17 protein-coding genes and 1 tRNA gene are annotated in these 17,593 nt (G+C 66.0%); 7 read left to right on the top strand and 11 right to left on the bottom strand.

Annotated elements, in window-relative coordinates; translation table 11 throughout:
- Positions 1–115: 115 nt before the first annotated feature.
- From IB256_RS05540 to IB256_RS05520, 5 genes are all read right to left on the bottom strand, one after another.
- Entirely contained in the window at positions 116–1,045 is a 930-nt protein-coding gene (locus IB256_RS05540; protein ID WP_138214953.1) for a chemotaxis protein CheV, read from the bottom strand.
- Positions 1,046–1,158: 113 nt separating this feature from the next.
- Positions 1,159–2,079, bottom strand: a complete 921-nt coding sequence (gene yegS / locus IB256_RS05535) for a lipid kinase YegS (RefSeq protein WP_192401583.1) — start codon at positions 2,077–2,079, stop codon at positions 1,159–1,161.
- Positions 2,080–2,158: 79 nt separating this feature from the next.
- A complete protein-coding gene (locus IB256_RS05530) occupies positions 2,159–3,718 on the bottom strand; it encodes an FGGY-family carbohydrate kinase (RefSeq protein ID WP_192401580.1) in 1,560 nt (519 codons plus the stop codon).
- Positions 3,719–3,744: 26 nt separating this feature from the next.
- Complete coding sequence (locus IB256_RS05525) at positions 3,745–5,319, bottom strand: glycerol-3-phosphate dehydrogenase/oxidase (protein ID WP_192401578.1); 1,575 nt, start codon at positions 5,317–5,319, stop codon at positions 3,745–3,747.
- A 4-nt stretch (positions 5,320–5,323) separates the two neighbouring features.
- Positions 5,324–6,919 carry an FAD-binding oxidoreductase gene (locus IB256_RS05520; protein ID WP_192401576.1) on the bottom strand — a complete coding sequence of 532 codons (1,596 nt, stop codon included), beginning with the start codon at positions 6,917–6,919 and terminating at the stop codon, positions 5,324–5,326.
- Between the two features lie 159 nt (positions 6,920–7,078).
- Between IB256_RS05520 and IB256_RS05515 the strand changes: the two genes are divergently transcribed.
- The gene (locus IB256_RS05515; protein ID WP_192290772.1) at positions 7,079–8,107 is read left to right on the top strand and encodes an AraC family transcriptional regulator; all 1,029 of its coding nucleotides are present in this window, start codon (positions 7,079–7,081) and stop codon (positions 8,105–8,107) included.
- Positions 8,108–8,137: 30 nt separating this feature from the next.
- Here the strand turns inward: IB256_RS05515 and glp are convergent, their stop codons facing one another.
- Both glp and moaB read right to left on the bottom strand, forming a co-directional pair.
- Entirely contained in the window at positions 8,138–9,352 is a 1,215-nt protein-coding gene (gene glp, locus IB256_RS05510; RefSeq protein ID WP_192290774.1) for a gephyrin-like molybdotransferase Glp, read from the bottom strand.
- Positions 9,349–9,888 carry a molybdenum cofactor biosynthesis protein B gene (moaB, locus tag IB256_RS05505; RefSeq protein WP_192290776.1) on the bottom strand — a complete coding sequence of 180 codons (540 nt, stop codon included), beginning with the start codon at positions 9,886–9,888 and terminating at the stop codon, positions 9,349–9,351. The genes glp and moaB overlap by 4 nt, the downstream gene beginning before the upstream one ends.
- A gap of 70 nt (positions 9,889–9,958) precedes the next feature.
- On the opposite strand from moaB, the gene mobA reads away from it, so the two are divergent.
- From mobA to IB256_RS05490, 3 genes are all read left to right on the top strand, one after another.
- Entirely contained in the window at positions 9,959–10,546 is a 588-nt protein-coding gene (mobA, locus tag IB256_RS05500) for a molybdenum cofactor guanylyltransferase MobA (RefSeq protein WP_192401574.1), read from the top strand.
- Positions 10,547–10,637: 91 nt separating this feature from the next.
- Complete coding sequence (locus tag IB256_RS05495; protein WP_081519426.1) at positions 10,638–10,859, top strand: YgdI/YgdR family lipoprotein; 222 nt, start codon at positions 10,638–10,640, stop codon at positions 10,857–10,859.
- 143 nt (positions 10,860–11,002) lie between these two features.
- Positions 11,003–11,079, top strand: a tRNA-Pro gene (locus IB256_RS05490).
- Between the two features lie 113 nt (positions 11,080–11,192).
- Here IB256_RS05490 and IB256_RS05485 read toward each other — a convergent pair.
- The 3 genes from IB256_RS05485 to IB256_RS05475 are packed head-to-tail and all read right to left on the bottom strand — an operon-like array spanning position 11,193 to position 12,946.
- The gene (locus tag IB256_RS05485; protein WP_192401572.1) at positions 11,193–12,068 is read right to left on the bottom strand and encodes an NAD(P)-dependent oxidoreductase; all 876 of its coding nucleotides are present in this window, start codon (positions 12,066–12,068) and stop codon (positions 11,193–11,195) included.
- Between the two features lie 52 nt (positions 12,069–12,120).
- The gene (locus IB256_RS05480; protein ID WP_081519424.1) at positions 12,121–12,360 is read right to left on the bottom strand and encodes a glutaredoxin family protein; all 240 of its coding nucleotides are present in this window, start codon (positions 12,358–12,360) and stop codon (positions 12,121–12,123) included.
- 28 nt (positions 12,361–12,388) lie between these two features.
- The gene (locus IB256_RS05475; RefSeq protein ID WP_192290784.1) at positions 12,389–12,946 is read right to left on the bottom strand and encodes a TetR/AcrR family transcriptional regulator; all 558 of its coding nucleotides are present in this window, start codon (positions 12,944–12,946) and stop codon (positions 12,389–12,391) included.
- A gap of 194 nt (positions 12,947–13,140) precedes the next feature.
- Between IB256_RS05475 and IB256_RS05470 the strand changes: the two genes are divergently transcribed.
- The 3 genes from IB256_RS05470 (at position 13,141) to IB256_RS05460 (ending at position 16,124) form a co-directional block, all read left to right on the top strand.
- Positions 13,141–13,737, top strand: coding sequence for a glutathione S-transferase family protein (locus IB256_RS05470; RefSeq protein ID WP_192290786.1), 597 nt, complete (start codon positions 13,141–13,143; stop codon positions 13,735–13,737).
- 71 nt (positions 13,738–13,808) lie between these two features.
- Positions 13,809–14,675 (top strand): MBL fold metallo-hydrolase, encoded by an 867-nt coding sequence (locus tag IB256_RS05465; RefSeq protein WP_192401570.1) that lies wholly within the window; start codon positions 13,809–13,811, stop codon positions 14,673–14,675.
- Between the two features lie 177 nt (positions 14,676–14,852).
- Positions 14,853–16,124: an OprD family porin gene (locus IB256_RS05460; protein WP_192290790.1), complete on the top strand. Its 1,272-nt coding sequence runs from the start codon at positions 14,853–14,855 to the stop codon at positions 16,122–16,124.
- A 65-nt stretch (positions 16,125–16,189) separates the two neighbouring features.
- On the opposite strand, the gene IB256_RS05455 is transcribed toward IB256_RS05460, so the two are convergent.
- Entirely contained in the window at positions 16,190–17,398 is a 1,209-nt protein-coding gene (locus IB256_RS05455) for an ammonium transporter (RefSeq protein WP_192290792.1), read from the bottom strand.
- Positions 17,399–17,593 lie beyond the last annotated feature (195 nt).

Genomic DNA, 17,593 nt, shown 5'->3' with positions numbered 1-17,593 from the left:
CTAGCAATGGGTGAGAACACCTGTAGGGGGAGCTTGCTGGCGAACGCTTTTCGCCTGACATATCGGCATCAGGCGGTTCGCGAGCAAGCTCGCTCCTGCACAGAAAGGGCGGGGATCAGGCAGGGACTTTCTGCAGCCGACGACGCACCACTTCCACCAGCTGGTCCGGCTGGAATTTGGAAAGGAAGTCGTCGCAGCCGACCTTCTTCACCATGGCATCGTTGAAACTGCCCGACAGCGAGGTGTGCAGCACCACGTAGAGGTCACGCAGGCGCGGGTCGTTGCGGATCTCGGTGGTCAGCCGGTAGCCGTCCATCTCCGGCATCTCCGCGTCGGTGAAAACCATCAGCAGCTTCTCTTCCATGTCGTGGCCTTCGTCGGCCCAGCGCTTGAGCTGATTGAGCGCGCGCAGGCCGTCGGTCGCCACGTTGAGACGCAAGCCGAGCTGGCCAAGCGTGTCGCGCAGCTGGGAAATGGCGACGCTGGAGTCATCCACCACCAGCACTTCGCGGCCACGGGTCTGGCTGAGCAGCTTGTCGTCCAGGCGATCGCTGGAGACGCGGGTATTCATCGGCACGATCTCGGCCAGCACCTTTTCCACGTCGATGATTTCCACCAGGCGGTCTTCCACCTTGGTGATCGCGGTCAGGTAATGCTGGCGGCCGGCGCCACCGGGCGGCGGCTGGATCGACTCCCAGTTGAGATTGAGGATGCGCTCCACCCCACCCACCAGGAAGGCCTGCACCGAGCGGTTGTACTCGGTGACGATGATGGTGCTGTTGGCATCCGGAGTCAGCGCGCGCATGCCGATGGCGCGCGACAGGTCGATCACCGGTAGGGTCTGGCCGCGCAGGTTGATCACCCCGCAGATCATCGGGTGGCGCTGCGGAATCAGAGTCAGGCGCGGCAGCTGCAGCACTTCCTGCACCTTGAACACGTTGATCGCGAACTGCTGCCGCCCGGCCAGGCGGAAGACCAGGATTTCCAGGCGGTTCTCGCCTACCAGTTGGGTGCGTTGATCGACAGTGTCGAGAATACCGGCCATGCCTGCTCCAGATTCGGAATGAGTCGTGCGGGAACGCTATCGGCCGCATCTTGCGGAACAAGATACTGGCCGTGCGCCATCATGCACGACTTGCCCGATCCGGGCCAGACCGATCAGCCCTTCGGCGCGCCGAGCCGCCCAGTGGCCGAGAGCAGCGGCGAATCCGCCGGCAGGTGCATGGAGAGTGCCGCCGGGCGTACCTCGAAGCGCAGCTTGCGGCCCTCCAGGGGTTCTCCGTCGAGGTTGACGTCCAGCCCCTCGCGGGCCTCCACCTCGACCCAGGGCACCCGCGCGCGGATGAACACATCCTGGGTGCCGAAGCCACTGCCGAGCAAGGCACCCAGCGTGCCAACCATATCCTGCGGGGTCGGCAGGATGCTCACGTCCAGCAGCCCATCGTCCGCCGTCGCCTGCGGGCAGAGCACGTGCCCGCCACCTGCCTGCCGCCCGTTGCCGATGCCAAGGGCAAGGAACTCGCCTTCCCAGCTGAAGCCCGGCCCGGTGAATCGCCCCTGCGCCGCGTGCACCTCGGAGAAACGCGTCAGCCCGGTGAGCAGATAGGCCGCGCCGCCGAGCAGCTTCTTCAGGTCTTCCGGGGTGTTGGCCGTGACTTTCGAGCCGAAGCCACCGGTCGCCATGTTGAGGAACATCTGCCCATCCACTTCGCCCAGGTCGATGGGCCGTGCCGGCACGTCCAGCAGCGCCAGCGCGGCAGCCGGTTCCAGCGGCACGCCAGCCGCACGGGCGAAGTCGTTGGCGGTACCCAGCGGCAGGATCGCCAGGCTGGCCTTGCCGCCGGCCTGGGCCAGCGCCTCGGCGACATCGCGCACGGTGCCGTCGCCGCCGCCGGCGATCAGCGTCGTGTAGCCCGCCGCCAGCCCCTCCTCCACCAGCCGCCGAGCGTCGCCGCCCTCCCAGGTCACCCTGACATCCATCAACCGACCCGCCTCGCGCGTGGCCAGCACGGCGGCGCGCACCTCATCGTTGGCGGCTTGCTTACCATGCAGGATCAGCAGGGCCTTGGGTTGCGTCATGGCGGATTTCCTCCCGGTGAGTCCATCGGATATGGACTCAGACTAGCGCGAGGGGAATTCCTCCCACTTGATTTGCCGCTCAGGCCGGATAGCCGGTGATCTCCCGGATGCTCTGGTACAGCGGCTTGAGCTGCTTGTACATGCGCTGGTAGACCTCGCTGTACAGCCGCTCGTAGGTGCGCTGCGCCTCGGGATTCGGTTGGAAGACATCGCCGACGTGGGTCATGGCGGCGATGGCGCTGGTGAAGTCCGGATAAAGCCCCAGCCCCACCGCGCAATCGATGGCCGCGCCCAGGCCGGATGCCTCGTAGACGTGCGGGCGCTCCGCCGGCAGGCCGAAGATGTCGGCGGTGAGCTGCATCGCCGCGTCGCTCTGCGAACCGCCCCCAGCCACGCGCAGGCGCTGGATGCGGGTGCCGGAGCGCTTCTCGATGCGCTCCTTGCCCTGACGCAGCGCGTAGGCGAGGCCTTCGAGGATGGCGCGGTAGATGTGCGCGCGGGTATGCACGTCGCCGAATCCGATGATCGAGCCCTTGGCTTCCAGCCCCGGCTCGCGGATACCCGGCGTCCAGTAGGGTTGCAGCATCAGGCCCATGGAGCCGGCGGGTACGCTGTTGACCAGTTCGTCGAACAGCTTCTCCGGCTCGACACCCAGTTCCTGCGCACGCTGCATCTCGCGCAGGCCGAACTCGCGCTTGAACCAGCTGACCATCCAGAAGCCGCGGTAGATCATCACCTCGGTGTTGAAGTGATCGGGAATCGCCGCCGGGTACGGCGGGATCAGCGGGATCGTTTCCAGGTAGCGCGAGCGGGTGGTATTGATGGTCGCGGTGGTGCCGTAGGACAGGCAGGCCACAGTCGGATCGATGGCGCCCGCGCCGAGCACCTCGCAGGCCTTGTCGGCGCCGGCTGCGATCAGCGGCAGGCCTTCGGGAATCCCGGTCAGGCGGCTGGCCTCGGCGGTGATCTCACCGAGCTTCGCGCCGGGCTTGAACAGCTCCGGAAGCTGCTCGCGGCGCACGTCCAGCACCTGCCACTTCCAGTCGCGTGGCGCGGCCCATTGCAGCTTCTTGTAGTCGAACGGCAGGTAGGCAACGCTGCTGGCGACCGAGTCCACGTAGCGTCCGCACAGGCGCTGGGTAAGGAAGCCCGAGAGCAGCAGCACCTTGTGCGTGCGCTGGTGGATGTCCGGCTGCTGCTGGGCGACCCAGTTCACTTCGGCCTGGGTGCGGAAGTAATCCACTGCGCCCTGCGCGCCCACCAGCTTGAACAGCCAGCCCCACGGCCCCTTGATCGACCCTTCCAGTTCGGCGCGGCGCTGGTCCAGCCAGATGATCGCCGGGCGCAAGGCCTGGCCGGCCTGGTCGACGTGGATCACCGTGCCGCGCTGGGTCGTCAGCGAGACGCCACGGATACGGCTGCGGTCAATGTCGACGCTGGCCCACAGGCGTTTGCAGGCCTCGCCCAACTGTTCCCAGTAGTAGTCCGGGTGCTGTTCGGCCCAGCCGGGCTGCGAGGAAAAATAGGCTTCCAGCTCGACCTTGCCCTTGCCCACCAGGTTACCCTGGAGATCGAAGAGCAGCGCGCGCACGCTCTGGGTGCCGTTGTCGATGGCCAGCAGGTAGTTCTTGTTATCCATGGGGCTCTTGGTCAATGAGACGTCGGTCAGTTTGGAAGGCTGTAGCAGCGACGCCACAGCGCCAGATAGTCCTGTTCTTCACGTTTCCAGCGCGCGTCGTCCCAGCCCAGGCGTGGCTGGCACAGCGCGCGAATTCTCGGCAGCTCGTGGGCGCCGCCGTCGGCCAGCAGCAGGCCGACGCGGGTACGGCGCAGCAGCAGGTCGTCCAGGTGCAGCACCAGCTCGCCTTCCGCCGCCCAGGCCAGTTCGGCCCAGAGTGAATCGGTATGGCCGATGCATTCGTTGCCCACGGTTTTCAGCACCCGCGCCAGCTCCGGCAATGCGCGACCATGACGACCGCGCAGACGGGTCTGCTGCGGCGGAGTCAGCCCGGGCAGATCGACCGCTTCGACAGGTTCGAAGACCTGTTCTCCCGCCGCCTCCAGCGAGCGCTCCAGCATCGGTGCGCAGGCGGCGAGCACCTCCAGCGCCAGCAGGCGGAAGGTGGTCAGCTTGCCGCCCGCCAGGGTTACGCAGCCGGGCTCGACCCACAGCGCGTGCTCGCGCTTTTCATCCGAGGGCTTGATCGACGGCGCACCATCGCTGACCACCGGGCGCACGCCGGCCCAGGTGGAGCGCACGTCCGCCGCGCTGATATGCGAAGACGGGAACTGCTGCGCACAGGCCGCCAGCAGGTAATCCACTTCCTCGCGGCTGATGGCTGCGTCGTCGTCCAGCGTGTCGCGGTGATCGAGGTCGGTGGTGCCGACCACGGTCGCGCCTTCCCAGGGGAAGACGAACACCGGGCGTTTGTCCTGCCCGTGCATGAAGCTGAAGGCGTGGGCAACCGGCAGGCGCCAGGCCGGCAACAGCAGGTGGCTGCCGCGCAGCGGGCGGATGTGCTCGCTGCCGTGTTTCTGTCGCAGGGCATCGGCCCAGGCGCCAGTGGCCAGCGCCACGGCACGCGCGCGGAAGGTGAAGCGCTCGCCGCTTTCGCTGTCCTCGGCAACCAGCCCCTCGACACGACCGTCGCGGCGATCCAGCTCGATCACTTTCAGGCCGTTCAGCGCTTCGCCGCCTTCAACGCGAGCTTCGCCGAGCACGCGCATCACCAGGCGTGCGTCATCGGTGACTGCGTCCTGGAAGCGCGTGCCGCCCAGCAGGCGATCTTCCCTCAAGCCCGGCGCCAGGTAACGCAGTTCTTCCAGGCGATAGAACAGATGATTGCGCCGCCCCGCCAACGCGTCGTAAAGCGACAGCAGCGTGCCAAACACGCGCGGGCCGGGAAAGCCGCCCTGGTAGTGCGGCATGATGAAGCTCAGCGGATCGACCAGCCCCGGCGCCTCGCCCAGCAGACGCTGGCGCTCGCGCACTGAGTCGCGGGTCAGGCCGAACTGGCCCTTGGCGATGTAGCGCAGGCCGCCATGGACCATCTTCGATGAGCGACTGGAGGTGCCCCAGGCGAAGTCGCGCTGCTCGACCAGCAGGCAGCGCCAGCCGCGCCGCGCGGCTTCACGGAGGATGCCGGCACCGGTGATGCCGCCGCCGACCACGATCAGGTCCCAGTCGCGCTCCGCCAGCTCCGGCAGCGCCTTGGCGCGCCACGTCGCATTCCAGCCCATGGGCTCAGTCCTGCAGCAGAGTGCCGGGGTTCAACCGGCCGGACGGGTCGAAATGCCCGGCCAGCGCCTTGATCGCGGCCATGCCCAGCGGGCCCTTCTCCACCGGCAGATAGGGAGCGTGGTCCTTGCCCACGCCGTGCTGGTGGCTGATTGTGCCGCGATTGTTGGCGATGGTCTGGCTGGCGGCGTGCTTGAGCTTGCGCCAGCGCTCGTGGGTTTCCGCGTAGCTGGCCGCCGGGCGGAACACGTAGGTGGTGTAGATGCTCGAGCCTTCGCCGTAGACGTGGGACAGGTGAGTGAACACGTGCACACGCTCGCCCTCGGCAGCCAGGCCATCGCGCAGGCTGGCTTCGATGCGGTTCAACAGGCTGTCGACGTTGGACCAGTCGGTGGCGGTTTCCAGGGTGTCGACCGCGTAGCCGTTCTCCCATAGCGCCTCGCGCAGGTAGGGGAAGCGGAAGCGGTTCTGCGCCCATTTCTTGCCCAGCAGGGTGCCGGTGAACACGCCGCCGAAGCCCTTGAGAATGCGCCGCGCGGCACGCAGCGAAGTCGCGTTCTGGGCACGGTCGCCGGTGACGCCGAAGGTCAGCATGCACTTGCCCTCTGCCGCGCCGCGCAGCTTCAGGTAGCGCTCCAGCCAGGCAATCTGCCCCGGATGGCCGGCCAGCGCGAGCTGGGTGGTGGTTTCCACGGCGTTGGACAGACGCAGCATGGACAGCGGTACACGCGCCTGCACCAGGGTGCGGATGCCTTCCAGCGCCTGCTCCCAGGACGGCAGGAACACCGCGTAGAAGCGCTCATCCTCGGCGATGCGCGTGACCCGCACCTTCACCGACGAAAGAATGCCGAAGCGGCCTTCGGAGCCCATCACCACTTCGCGCAGGTCGGGGCCGGCGGAAGATGCCGGGAAGGTCGGGATGTCCAGGCTGCCGGCGAAGGTTTCCAGGGTGCCGCCGGCAAACAGTTGCTCGATGCGCCCGTAGCGCAGCGACTGCTGGCCGCTGGAGCGGCTGGCGACCCAGCCACCGAGGGTGGAGAGTTCCCAGGACTGCGGGAAGTGGCCCAGGGTATAGCCACGGGCGCGCAGCTGGCTTTCCACCTGCGGACCGTTAGCGCCAGGGCCGAAGGTGGCGATCAGGCTCTGCTCGTCCAGCTCCAGCAGGCGGTTCATGTGCTCCAGGGAAACGGTGAGCACCGCCTTGTCGGAGGTTGGCGGGTTGATGTGGCCGGCCACCGAGGTGCCGCCACCGTAGGGGATCACCAGGCAGTCCCAGAGCTCGGCGAACTTCAGCAGCTCGCGGATCTGCTCGGCGGTCTGCGGGTAGGCCACGCCATCGGGGAACACGCCGAACTCGCCTTCGCGCATCGCCAGCCAGTCCGGGAGGCTCTGGCCACGGGCGTGCAGCAGGCGGTCGCGGGCTTCGCGCACCACCAGCGGATGCTCGGGCAGACGCGAGGCCGGTACCCTGGCCAGCACCTGTTCCAGCGTCGCGTCCGGCAGCGTCAGGCCGGGGCCAACCAGTTCGGCGAGAAAGTCGCGCCCGTTGCCAGGCAATTCCACCACCGTCGTTTCTTCACCCCAGCCATTCCAGCGTCGCATGCCCGCTCCTTCTTGTTCAGGGTCTGAACCCGCTAATTCGATTGCTATTTCGGTGCCGCTTGATGGCTGCCTATACTAGCCAGCCGCCCTGCCCTGTCACTGTCGGATCAAGACAGGCGCAGTTGCCGATCGAGACACCGAAGAACAAGAACTCACGCCATGCATTCCCTCGGCTACACATCCGTCCCCGCACTGCTGAAATACCTGCGCCACGCCGAGTCCCTCGGCATGGACCTGGACGTCGCCCTCCAGGCGGCGGGCCTTGAACGCTCGCAACTGAGCGACAATAGCCAGCGCCTGCCCAGCGAGGCCCACGAGCGCCTGCTGCAGCACCTGTGTGCGCACTCGGGCGACCCACTGTTCGGCCTGCACTCGGCGCGCTTCGTGCAGCCGGGCTCATGGAGCGTGCTGGGCTACATCACCATGAACTGCGCCAACCTGGGCGAAGCCATGGGCCGCATCATTCCTTACGAGAAGCTGGTCGGCGACATGGGCGTCAGCCGCCTGGAGCCGGGCGAAGGCCACATCAAGCTGATCTGGAACTGCCGCCACGACGCCGCGAAGATTCGCCGGCACATGGTGGAGAACGTACTGGCGTCCTGGCTGCTCTATGCGCGCTGGATCGCCGACACCAATGGCTCGCCGCAGGAAGTCTGGTTCGAGCACGCGCAGCCCGAGGGCACCGACGTCGCCGAATACGAACAGCTGTTCGGCTGCCCGGTGCGCTTCGAGCAACCCTTCAGCGCCCTCCTGGTCCCCCTGCAGCTGCTCAGCTACCCGCTGCGCCAGGCCGACGCCAACCTGCTGCGCACCCTGGAAGAACACGCCCTGGCGCTGATGGCCGAACTGGACGACGACGAGCCGCTGCCGCTGCGGGTGAAGAACGCCCTGCGCCTGCTCCTCAAGGACGGCCTGCCGCGCAAGGAGCGCGTCGCCGAGCGCTTCGAAATGACCGTGCGCACCCTGCAGCGCCACCTGCAGCAGGCCGGCACCAGCTACCAGCAGATCCTCGACGAACTGCGCCAGGAACTGGCCGAGCATTACCTGGTGCACAGCGATCTGCCGATCCAGGACATCGCCCAGTACCTGGGCTTCACCGAATCGCGCTCGTTCCATCGCAGTTTCAAGGGCTGGACGGACCAGACGCCCGGCGAGTATCGCCAGCAGCATAAAAAAACGCCGGTCTGAGACCGGCGTTTTTCATAGGGTTCCTGGCGCTCAGTCCAGCAGTTCGCTGAACGGAATGAAGGTCAGCCAATCGCCTTCGGCCAGCGTCGCCCCCTCGCGCACTTCCGCCAGTCCTTCGGCCCAGGCGGCGCTGCGCAGCACACCGGAGCTCTGGTTGGCGTAAGGCACCGCACGGCCATTCTCCAGGCGCGCGCGCAGGTACTCGCGGCGGTTGCCTGGCTTGGTCCAGTTGAACCCGGCCGGCACCTGCAGGCGCAGCGGCTCGACCTTCTGCATGCCGAGGCGACGCATCAGGTAGGGCCGCGCCAACAGCGCGAAGGTCACCAGGGTGGAGGCGGGATTACCCGGCAGGCCGATCACCGGCACCTGCTGGTAATGGCCGACGGTCAGCGGCTTGCCCGGCTTGATCGCCAGCTTCCACAGCGCCAGCTCGCCCGCTTCACGCAGGGCCGCACCGAGGAAGTCCGCCTCCCCGACGGACACGCCGCCGGTGGAGAGGATCAGGTCCACATTCGACAGGCCGGCCAGGGCCGCACGGGTGCGCTCCAGGTCGTCCGGAAGGATGCCCGCGTCCACCACCTCACAACCGAAACGCTGCAACCAGGTCCGCAACAGATGGCGGTTGCTGTTGTAGATCTGCCCAAGCGCCAGCGGCTTGCCCGGTTCCACCAGCTCATCGCCGGTGGACAGCAGTGCCACGCGCGGACGGCGGCGCACTTTCACTTCGGCGTGGCCGAGCGATGCGGCCAGGCCGATCTCGATCGGCCCCAGGCGCGTGCCGGCCGGCAGCACACAGTCGCCCTTGCGGGTTTCCTGGCCCTGCGGGCGTACGTGCTGACCCACCTTGAGCGCTTCGAGGAAACGCACGCGGCCGTCCTCCAGCACCTCGACGTTTTCCTGCATCTCGACGCAATCGGCGCCCTCGGGTAACGGCGCGCCGGTAAAGATGCGCACGCAGGTGCCCGGCTGCAGCGGCTCGCCCGCCTGCCCGGCGAAGATTTTCTGGCTGACCGACAGCGGCTCGCCCTGCCAGTCGGCCTGGCGCAGCGCATAGCCGTCCATCGCACTGTTCGGCCACGGCGGCAGGTCCAGCCCGGCGAGCAGCGGCTCGGCGAGCACGCGGCCGTCAGCCTCGCTCAGCGGCAGGACTTCGGTATCGAGGATCGGAGACTGCTCCGCCAGGCTCAGCAGGCGCGCCAGGGCGTCCTCGACCGGCAGCAGTCCCGGCTTGTCGCAGCAGCTCATCCGCGGCTCTCGCAGGGCGCCGCCTTCTTCAGGTGAGGCACGAAGTTGCAGGGGCGGTGGCTGGCATTCAGTTGCTCGCCGAGGATGCCGTCCCAGGCGGTGCGGCAGGCGTTGGTGGAGCCCGGCAGGCAGCAGACCAGGGTGCCATTGGACAGGCCGGCCAGCGCGCGGGACTGCACGGTGGACGTGCCGATATCGGCCACGGAAATCTGCCGGAACAGCTCGCCGAAACCGTCCACCACCTTGTCCAGCAGGCAGGTCACCGCCTCCGGGGTGCTGTCGCGGCCGGTGAAGCCGGTGCCGCCGGTCACCAGCACGACCTGCACTTCGTCCTCGGCGATCCAGGTCGCGACCTGGGCGCGGATGCGGTAGAGGTCATCCTTGAGCAGGACGCGGGCGGCCAGGTTATGGCCGGCGGCCTTCAGGCGGTCGACGAACAGCTGGCCGGAGGTGTCGGTTTCCAGCGTGCGGGTGTCGCTGACGGTGAGGACGGCGATGTTCAGCGGGACGAATGGCTGCTCGGCCTTGTGGCTCATGATGAGGGCCCTTGCTTGTGAGGTTGGAATGCGCGGTGTTATATCACAGGCCCGCCCCGGAGACCCTGACATGCCACAAGCCCCGCTGCCCCCCTGTTCCGTCCTGATTCTCGCCGGAGGACGCGGCCAGCGCATGGGCGGCCAGGACAAGGGCCTGCTGGAGTGGCAGGGCCGTCCGCTGGTGAGCTACGCCGCCGCCCTCGCCCGTCCCTTCAGCGACGATCTGATCATCTCCTGCAACCGCAACGCGGACGTCTACGCCGGCTTCGCCGACCGTCTGGTACAGGACGACAGTGCGGACTTCCCCGGCCCGCTCGCCGGCATCCGCGCGGGCCTGGCCAGCGCGCACCACACCCACCTGCTGGTACTGCCCTGCGACGCGCCACGCCTGGATGCCGACTTGCTCGAGCGCCTGCTGCGCGCATGCGCCGCAGCGCCGGACATCGTCCACATGCTGCGCTGCGGCACGCAGTGGGAACCGCTGTTCAGCATCATCCCGGTGGTCCTGCGCGCCCAGATAGAGGAGGCCTGGGACCAGGGCGACCGCAGCCCGCGCCATGTCTTCTCGAACCTCGGCCTGCAGGCGGTGGATTGCCCGGCCGGCGACCCGCGACTGGCCAATCTGAACACCCCGGAGCTGCTCTATCACGCCCGATAGCGACAGAGTCGAAAATTTTCCGGGAACTATGCTGCAAGGCACCCGGTCAGACTTTTCGTACTTTTTTGTTCGCTCATCAGGAGATTCACCCATGAACAAACGGATGCTTCCCGCCTTCCTGCTCGCCCTGGGCTTTAGCGTGCTCGCTGGTTGCTCCACTCCGTCCGTCATCACCCTGAACGATGGACGCGAGATTCAGTCGGTCGACAAACCCAAGTACGACGAAGAATCCGGCTTCTATGAGTTCGAACAGCTGGATGGCAAAACCGCCCGCGTGAACAAGGATCAGGTACGGACCGTCAAGGACCTCTGATTCGCCCGGCGGTGGAAACGCCCCGCAGGCCCTGAGCGGTCTGCGGGGCGTTGGCGTTTTCATGGGGGCGAAAAGATTTTTCAAATATTTTTCGCTAACCCCTTGTGCATCAAAAGTTTTTCGGTAGAATGCGCGCCATCAAACGGAGCGTAGCGCAGCTTGGTAGCGCGTCTCGTTCGGGACGAGAAGGTCGCTGGTTCGAATCCAGTCGCTCCGACCAAATCCCGAAAAACCCGCCTAACGGCGGGTTTTTTATTGCCTGCGATTTTTCCCCAGAAGTAGTCACAGGCACAAAAAAGCCCGTCCACCAGGACGGGCTTTTTCATGGGCGAATCAGAGCTGCCCGGATTTGCGCAGCGCAACCTGCGACAGGGCGCTCCAGTCCCGCTCGCCGTCACCGTGTGCGATGGCTTCGAGCAGGTTGTCACGCAGGAGGCTGGCAAGTGGCAGCGGCACCCGCTGCTCATGCCCGGCCGACAGCGCCAGGCCAACATCCTTGAGCCCCAGCACCAGGCGGAAGCCGGCCGGGTCGAAACGCTGCTCGGCGATCTGCGCGCCGTAGTTGCGGTACACCGGCGCGTTGAACAGCGTGTTGCCCATGATTTCCATGAACTCGCCCGGCGCGACGCCGTAGGTCTTCACCAGCGCCGAGCTCTCCCCCATCGCCTCGATGGCGCTGGCGATCATGAAGTTACCGGCAATCTTCACCGCGACCGCGCGCAGCGGGTCGTCGCCCAGCGGCCAGGTCTTCTGCCCCAGCACGTCGAGCACCGGCTGCGCCTTGGCGATGGCCGCCTCGGGGCCGGCCACCAGGATGTTCAGCTTGCCGGCGGCGGCGACATCCGTGCGGCCGAATACCGGCGCGGCGACGAACTCGACGCCCTGCTCGCGGTGCAGCTCGATCAGCTCACCGACGAAGGCGGTGGACAGCGTGGCCATGCTCAAGTGCACCAGGCCGGCGCTGGCCGATGCCAGGGCGCCGCTGTCGAGCAGCACGGCGCGGGTGGAGGCATCGTCGGCCAGCATGGAGATCACCAGCTCGACATCGAACGCCTGCACGGGGGTGGCAGCGGCGATGGCGCCCAGTTCCACCAGCGGCTCGGCGGCGCCGGGCGAGCGGTTCCACACGACGACCTGGTGGCCGGCCTGGATGAGGTTGGCAGCCATGGCAGCACCCATGCCGCCCAGTCCGAGAAATCCGATCTTCATTGCATTGCGCCTCGCGTCGGTTGATTGAGGAGAGGGAAAGCTGCCGAAATCTTCAGCAGCCGAGGAAAGCGGCGACCTGTGCGGCATCGAAGGGCCAGTTGAGCTCTGCGCCGGAATCGCAGCGGCGCAGCACGGGAATGCTCAGGCCGTATTGCTCGACCCACTCCTCGCGGTCGGCAATATCCACCAGTTCGACCAGCAAACCGTGTTCGACGAAGGGCATCAGCACCGCTTCGGCCACTTCGCAGAGGTGGCAGCCAAGGGTGCCGAAGAGTTGGCATTCCGGGGGCATGGTGGGCTCCAGGGTTGGCGACATGGGTTCAGACTCCGGCGTGCTTGAGCAAAGTGTCGGCCACGGCACGGGCTTCTCGCCCCTGCTGCGCCGGGCCCTGCATGTGCGCCATGACCAGCACGCCTTCAAGCAGGTATTGCAGCTGACGTGCCAGGGCTTCCGGCTCCGTCGCACCCAATCGCGCCAGCTGGGCCGCGAAAAAGCGCCCGAGGAAGGCCTTGTGCTCGGCGGCCTGCTGGTGGATGGGATGTTCGCGGTCGTGGAACTCGCCGGCGGCGTGGATGAAGGCGCAGCCGCAGAAGTCCGGGCCGTTGAGGACTTCCTGCAGGCCGTCGAAGACCGCCAGGATCGACTCGCGCGGCGCGAGTATGCGCTCGGCGACTTCCATGCGCTCGACCATGCGGGCATGGCGCTCTTCCAGCGCCGCCATGATCAACTCGTCCTTGGACTTGAAGTGCTTGTACAGCGTCATCTTCGCGACGCCCGACTCGGCGAGGATGCGATCGATACCGGTGGCGTGATAGCCCTCTCGGTAGAACAGATCCTGGGCGGTGGCGAGCAGCAGCTCGCGTTTGCTGGATGCCATGGCATTACCTCCTGACCGGACATTATGCGCGAGGCTCGGCGCCCATGGGGAGCTGGAACGCCGCCAAGGGTGACAGCGCGGATACCGATTGGCCGACGGTCATTTCGCTTGAACTATACAGACCTGTCTGTCTAATATCTATTCCACCACTCCACAAACGCCGCCCCACAACAACACCGCAAAGGACTCTCGCCATGAAACTCCACGACGTCGCGCTTTCCGGCAACTGCTACAAGGTTCGCCTGTTCCTTGGGCTCATCGGCCAGAAAGCCGAGCTGCTGCCGGTGGACCTGATGGGCGGGGCGCACAAGCGCCCGGCCTTCCTGGCGATCAACCCGCGCGGGCAGGTTCCCGCGCTGGAGGATGGCGAACTGCGCCTGGGCGACTCCCACGCCATCCTCGCCTACCTCGCCCGGCAGTACGCCGAAGCGCACTGGTACCCGCAGGACGCTGTCACCCAGGGGCGCATTGCCAACTGGCTGAGCTTCTCGGCCAACGAGGTGCAGCACGGCCTGGCGATGGCGCGTGTGATCCTGCTGTTCAAGCGCCCCGGCGATCTGGCCGCCGCGCAGGCCAAGGGCCGCCACGCCCTCGAGCTGCTGGACGCAACTTTGGCCGACCACCGCTGGCTGGCGCAGACGGACAAGCCGAGCATCGCCGACATTGCCGTCTACCCCTACGTCACCCTGGCGACGGAAGGTGGTCTGGAGCCATCCGGCTATCCCTATGTGCAGGACTGGCTGGCCCGCGTGCGCGCCCTGCCCGGCTACGTCGCGCAACCCGCCTTCTGATTTTCTTCTGACAGGCCACGCCGCCGCTTGCACGGCGGCGCGTCCCTCCGCTCACCGAAAAGGAAACTCCGATGCGTCTGCCATCCCTGCTGCTGGCCGGGCTGTTCGCCCTCGCCTGCCTGAATGTCCAGGCCGCCGACCTGCGCTTCTCGTTGATCCGCACTTCCGGTGTCACCACCCTGGATGCGTTCACCGTGGCCGGCGGCAACTGGACCGAGAAAGTCCCGATGAACCACACCGCTGTGCTGATCCAGCACCACGCGGCTACCTTGTTGTTCGACACCGGCCTGGGCAGCCAGGCGGACGCACAGTTCAAGCAGGACATGCCCTGGTGGGACAAGCCACTGTTCCGTTACGAAGGCCTGAAACCGGCACGCGAGCAATTGCAGGGCAGTGGTGTTTCCATCGACCGGATCATCCTGTCCCATGCGCACTGGGACCATGCCTCGGCGCTGTCGGACTTCCCGGAAGTCCCGGTCTGGGCGACCTATGACGAGATCAACTACGCCCATATCGCCCAGCCGCCGGCGGTGTTTCCCAGCCAGTTCCGCCATCCGGTGAAATGGGTGCCCTTCCAGTTCGACTCCGGGCCCTTCCTGAGCTACGACCGCAGCCTCGACCTGTTCGGCGACGGCAGCCTGGTCCTGGTTCCCATGCGCGGCCATACACCCGGCTCGGTCGGCCTGTTCATAACCCTGGATGACGGCCGGCGCTTCTTCTTCAGCGGTGACACTACCTGGCGCCTGTCCGGCTTCACCGGCCCCCGCGAGAAGTTCTGGGTCAGCCGCAAACTGGTGGACAGCAACCGCGAGCAGACCCTGGCCGAAGTGGCCCGCGTCCACGAACTGATGCTTGCCTATCCAAAGCTGACCGTGGTGCCCGCCCATGACGCCCAGGTCCAGGACAAACTCGGCTATTACCCCCACTGGATTCAGTGAAAGCCACGCCCGCCGCTGCTCAGCGCTTCAATAGCCAGCTTACTAATCAGCGACTAAGGTCTAAGAGTCGTCAACATTCGGTAATGATTTAGTAGATAGGCTGTAACAGATTGACATGCCGGCCCTGATCCAGCCGGCATCATCAAACTGCCCCAAGCGCTCGAGGAGACAATAACAATGAGCAAGACCCCGATCGCCCGTGCCGTGGCTTTGGCCGCGCTGGGTACCAGCTTTATCCTTCCGACACTCGCCCACGCTGACTTCATCAAGGACAGCAAGGCCACCGTCGAACTGCGTAACTTCTACTTCAACCGCGACTTCCGCCAGGACAGCCCGGCTCCTTCCCAGAACAAGGCCGAGGAATGGGCCCAGGGCTTCATCCTCAAATACGAATCGGGCTACACCGATGGCACCATCGGCGTCGGCGTCGACGCCCTGGGCACCCTGGGCCTGAAACTCGATTCCTCGCCTGACCGCAGCGGCACTGGCCTGCTGCAGCGCTCCTCCAGCGACAAGCGCGCCGAGGACAGCTACGGCGACCTGGGCGTCACCGCCAAGCTGCGCGCGTCCAAGACCACCCTGAAAGGCGGCACCCTGATGCCGAAGATGCCGGTGGTGCAGTTCAACGACACCCGCCTGCTGCCGCAGACCTTCAGCGGTTTCGCCCTGAACTCCGCCGAACTGGACGGCCTGACCGTCGACGGCGGCCGCCTCTACCAGGTCAACCAGCGTGACTCCTCGGACTACGAGGACATGACCATCACTGGCGGCGGCAAGCGCAACATCAAGCTCGGCGATAGCCTCACCTCCAACAAGTTCCTGTTCGGCGGCCTCACCTACAAGTGGACCGACAGCCTGAGCACCAGCTACCACTACGGCGGCCTGGAAGACATCTACAAACAGCACTACCTGGGCCTGATCCATGTGCTGCCGATCGCCGACAAGCAATCGCTGAAGTCCGACATCCGCTGGGCCAAGTCCGATGACGACGGCGGCAGCAACGTCGACAACAAGGCGCTCAACGCCATGTTCACCTATGCCCTGGGCTACCACGCCTTCGGCCTCGGCTATCAGAAGATGAGCGGCGACACCGGCTTCGCCTACATCAACGGCACCGACCCCTACCTGGTGAACTACATCCAGATCGGCGACTTCGCCAACAAGGACGAGAAGTCCTGGCAGGCGCGCTACGACTACAACTTCGCCGGCCTCGGCATCCCCGGCCTGACCTTCATGACCCGTTACGTGAAAGGCGACAACATCGACCTGATCACCACCGATGGCGAAGGCAAGGAATGGGAACGCGACACCGACATCGCCTACGTCTTCCAGGACGGCCCGCTGAAGAACCTCGGCGTGAAGTGGCGTAACGCGACCATGCGCACCAACTACACCAACGATTACGACGAGAACCGTCTGATCGTCAGCTACACCATGCCGCTCTGGTAACCCACACGACATGACGAAAAAGCCCGGCATCTGCCGGGCTTTTTCTTTGCCTCACCATGGAGCAATCAGTCCTGACTGAGCGCTCCGATCTTGTGGATCGACAGGTCGGCGCCGTAGTACTCCTCTTCCTTCGTCAGGCGGATGCCCACAGCCGCCTTCACCAGGCCGTACACCAGCAGGCCTCCGGCGAAAGCCACCGCCACACCGAGCAGCGTGCCGATCGCCTGGCTGGCCAGGCTAACCCCACCCAGTCCGCCCAGCGCCTGCTGACCAAAGATGCCGCAGGCAATGCCGCCCCAGGCGCCGCACAGACCGTGCAGCGGCCAAACGCCCAACACGTCGTCGATCTTCCAGCGTACCTGGGTCGCGGTGAACGCCCAGACGAACAGCGCGCCGGCCACCATGCCGGTGGCCAGGGCGCCGATGGGGTGCATCAGGTCGGAGCCGGCGCAGACCGCCACCAGTCCGGCCAGGGGGCCGTTGTGCAGGAAGCCCGGGTCGTTGCGACCAACCAGCAGCGACGCCACGGTGCCGCCGACCATCGCCAGCAAAGAGTTCACTGCCACCAATCCACTCGCGCCCGCCAGCGACTGCGCACTCATGACGTTGAAGCCGAACCAGCCGACAATGAGAATCCACGAACCCGCCGCCAGGAACGGAATGTTCGATGGCGCGAAAGCGACCAATCGCCCCTCGCGATACCGGCCATTGCGCTGCCCCAGCAGGACCACCGCCGCCAGTGCCAGCCAGCCGCCAAAGGCATGCACCACGACGGAGCCGGCGAAATCATGGAAGGCAGCGCCGAATTCGGCCTTCAGCCAGGCCTGGAAGCCAAAGTTGCCGTTCCAGATCAGCCCCTCGAAGAACGGGTAGACGAAGGCCACGATCAGTGCCGTGGCGCACAGCTGCGGGCCGAACCGGGCACGTTCGGCGATGCCGCCGGAAATGATCGCGGGGATGGCCGCGGCGAAGGTCAGCAGGAAGAAGAACTTCACCAGCGCGTAGCCGTTTTCGTGCGCCAGCGTCGCCGCCGGCTGCAGAAAAGTGACGCCATAGGCGATCCAGTAGCCGATGAAGAAATAGGCCAGGGTCGAGATGGCGAAGTCCGAGAGGATCTTCGACAGGGCATTCACCTGGTTCTTCAGGCGCACCGTGCCCACTTCCAGGAAGGCAAAGCCCGCGTGCATGGCCAGCACCATGACCGCGCCCATCAGGAGGAACAGCGTGTTGGAACCGTGGACCAGCGTCTCTACGGCACTATTGAGGTTTTCCATCGCTACAGGCAGCCCCGGAGGTCAAGGGGAAAGCACCAAAACGGCTCGCGGCGACCCCGCGTCGCACCACGCTGAAGCAGCGGCGCACCACAGAGGAGCCGAGCGCTGAACCAGCATGGCCCACAAGCCATCCGGCCAGCTTCGCAATTTCTTGTACTTCCTTATGTTTTTCAGTGGTTTGAGCTCATATTCCCG

The organism is Pseudomonas sp. PDM17 (genome assembly GCF_014851985.1).
Classification (GTDB): domain Bacteria; phylum Pseudomonadota; class Gammaproteobacteria; order Pseudomonadales; family Pseudomonadaceae; genus Pseudomonas.
This window is presented reverse-complemented; position numbering and strand designations above follow the sequence as displayed.

Coding starts and splice junctions, on each gene's coding strand:
- moaB (WP_192290776.1), bottom strand. CDS start 9,888: ATGAGCCACAAGGCCGAGCAGCCATTCGTCCCGCTGAACATCGCCGTC.
- IB256_RS05540 (WP_138214953.1), bottom strand. CDS start 1,045: ATGGCCGGTATTCTCGACACTGTCGATCAACGCACCCAACTGGTAGGC.
- mobA (WP_192401574.1), top strand. CDS start 9,959: ATGCCACAAGCCCCGCTGCCCCCCTGTTCCGTCCTGATTCTCGCCGGA.
- IB256_RS05530 (WP_192401580.1), bottom strand. CDS start 3,718: ATGGATAACAAGAACTACCTGCTGGCCATCGACAACGGCACCCAGAGC.
- yegS (WP_192401583.1), bottom strand. CDS start 2,079: ATGACGCAACCCAAGGCCCTGCTGATCCTGCATGGTAAGCAAGCCGCC.
- IB256_RS05485 (WP_192401572.1), bottom strand. CDS start 12,068: ATGAAGATCGGATTTCTCGGACTGGGCGGCATGGGTGCTGCCATGGCT.
- IB256_RS05515 (WP_192290772.1), top strand. CDS start 7,079: ATGCATTCCCTCGGCTACACATCCGTCCCCGCACTGCTGAAATACCTG.
- IB256_RS05525 (WP_192401578.1), bottom strand. CDS start 5,319: ATGGGCTGGAATGCGACGTGGCGCGCCAAGGCGCTGCCGGAGCTGGCG.
- IB256_RS05520 (WP_192401576.1), bottom strand. CDS start 6,919: ATGCGACGCTGGAATGGCTGGGGTGAAGAAACGACGGTGGTGGAATTG.
- IB256_RS05470 (WP_192290786.1), top strand. CDS start 13,141: ATGAAACTCCACGACGTCGCGCTTTCCGGCAACTGCTACAAGGTTCGC.
- IB256_RS05495 (WP_081519426.1), top strand. CDS start 10,638: ATGAACAAACGGATGCTTCCCGCCTTCCTGCTCGCCCTGGGCTTTAGC.
- IB256_RS05475 (WP_192290784.1), bottom strand. CDS start 12,946: ATGGCATCCAGCAAACGCGAGCTGCTGCTCGCCACCGCCCAGGATCTG.
- IB256_RS05480 (WP_081519424.1), bottom strand. CDS start 12,360: ATGCCCCCGGAATGCCAACTCTTCGGCACCCTTGGCTGCCACCTCTGC.
- IB256_RS05465 (WP_192401570.1), top strand. CDS start 13,809: ATGCGTCTGCCATCCCTGCTGCTGGCCGGGCTGTTCGCCCTCGCCTGC.
- IB256_RS05455 (WP_192290792.1), bottom strand. CDS start 17,398: ATGGAAAACCTCAATAGTGCCGTAGAGACGCTGGTCCACGGTTCCAAC.
- glp (WP_192290774.1), bottom strand. CDS start 9,352: ATGAGCTGCTGCGACAAGCCGGGACTGCTGCCGGTCGAGGACGCCCTG.
- IB256_RS05460 (WP_192290790.1), top strand. CDS start 14,853: ATGAGCAAGACCCCGATCGCCCGTGCCGTGGCTTTGGCCGCGCTGGGT.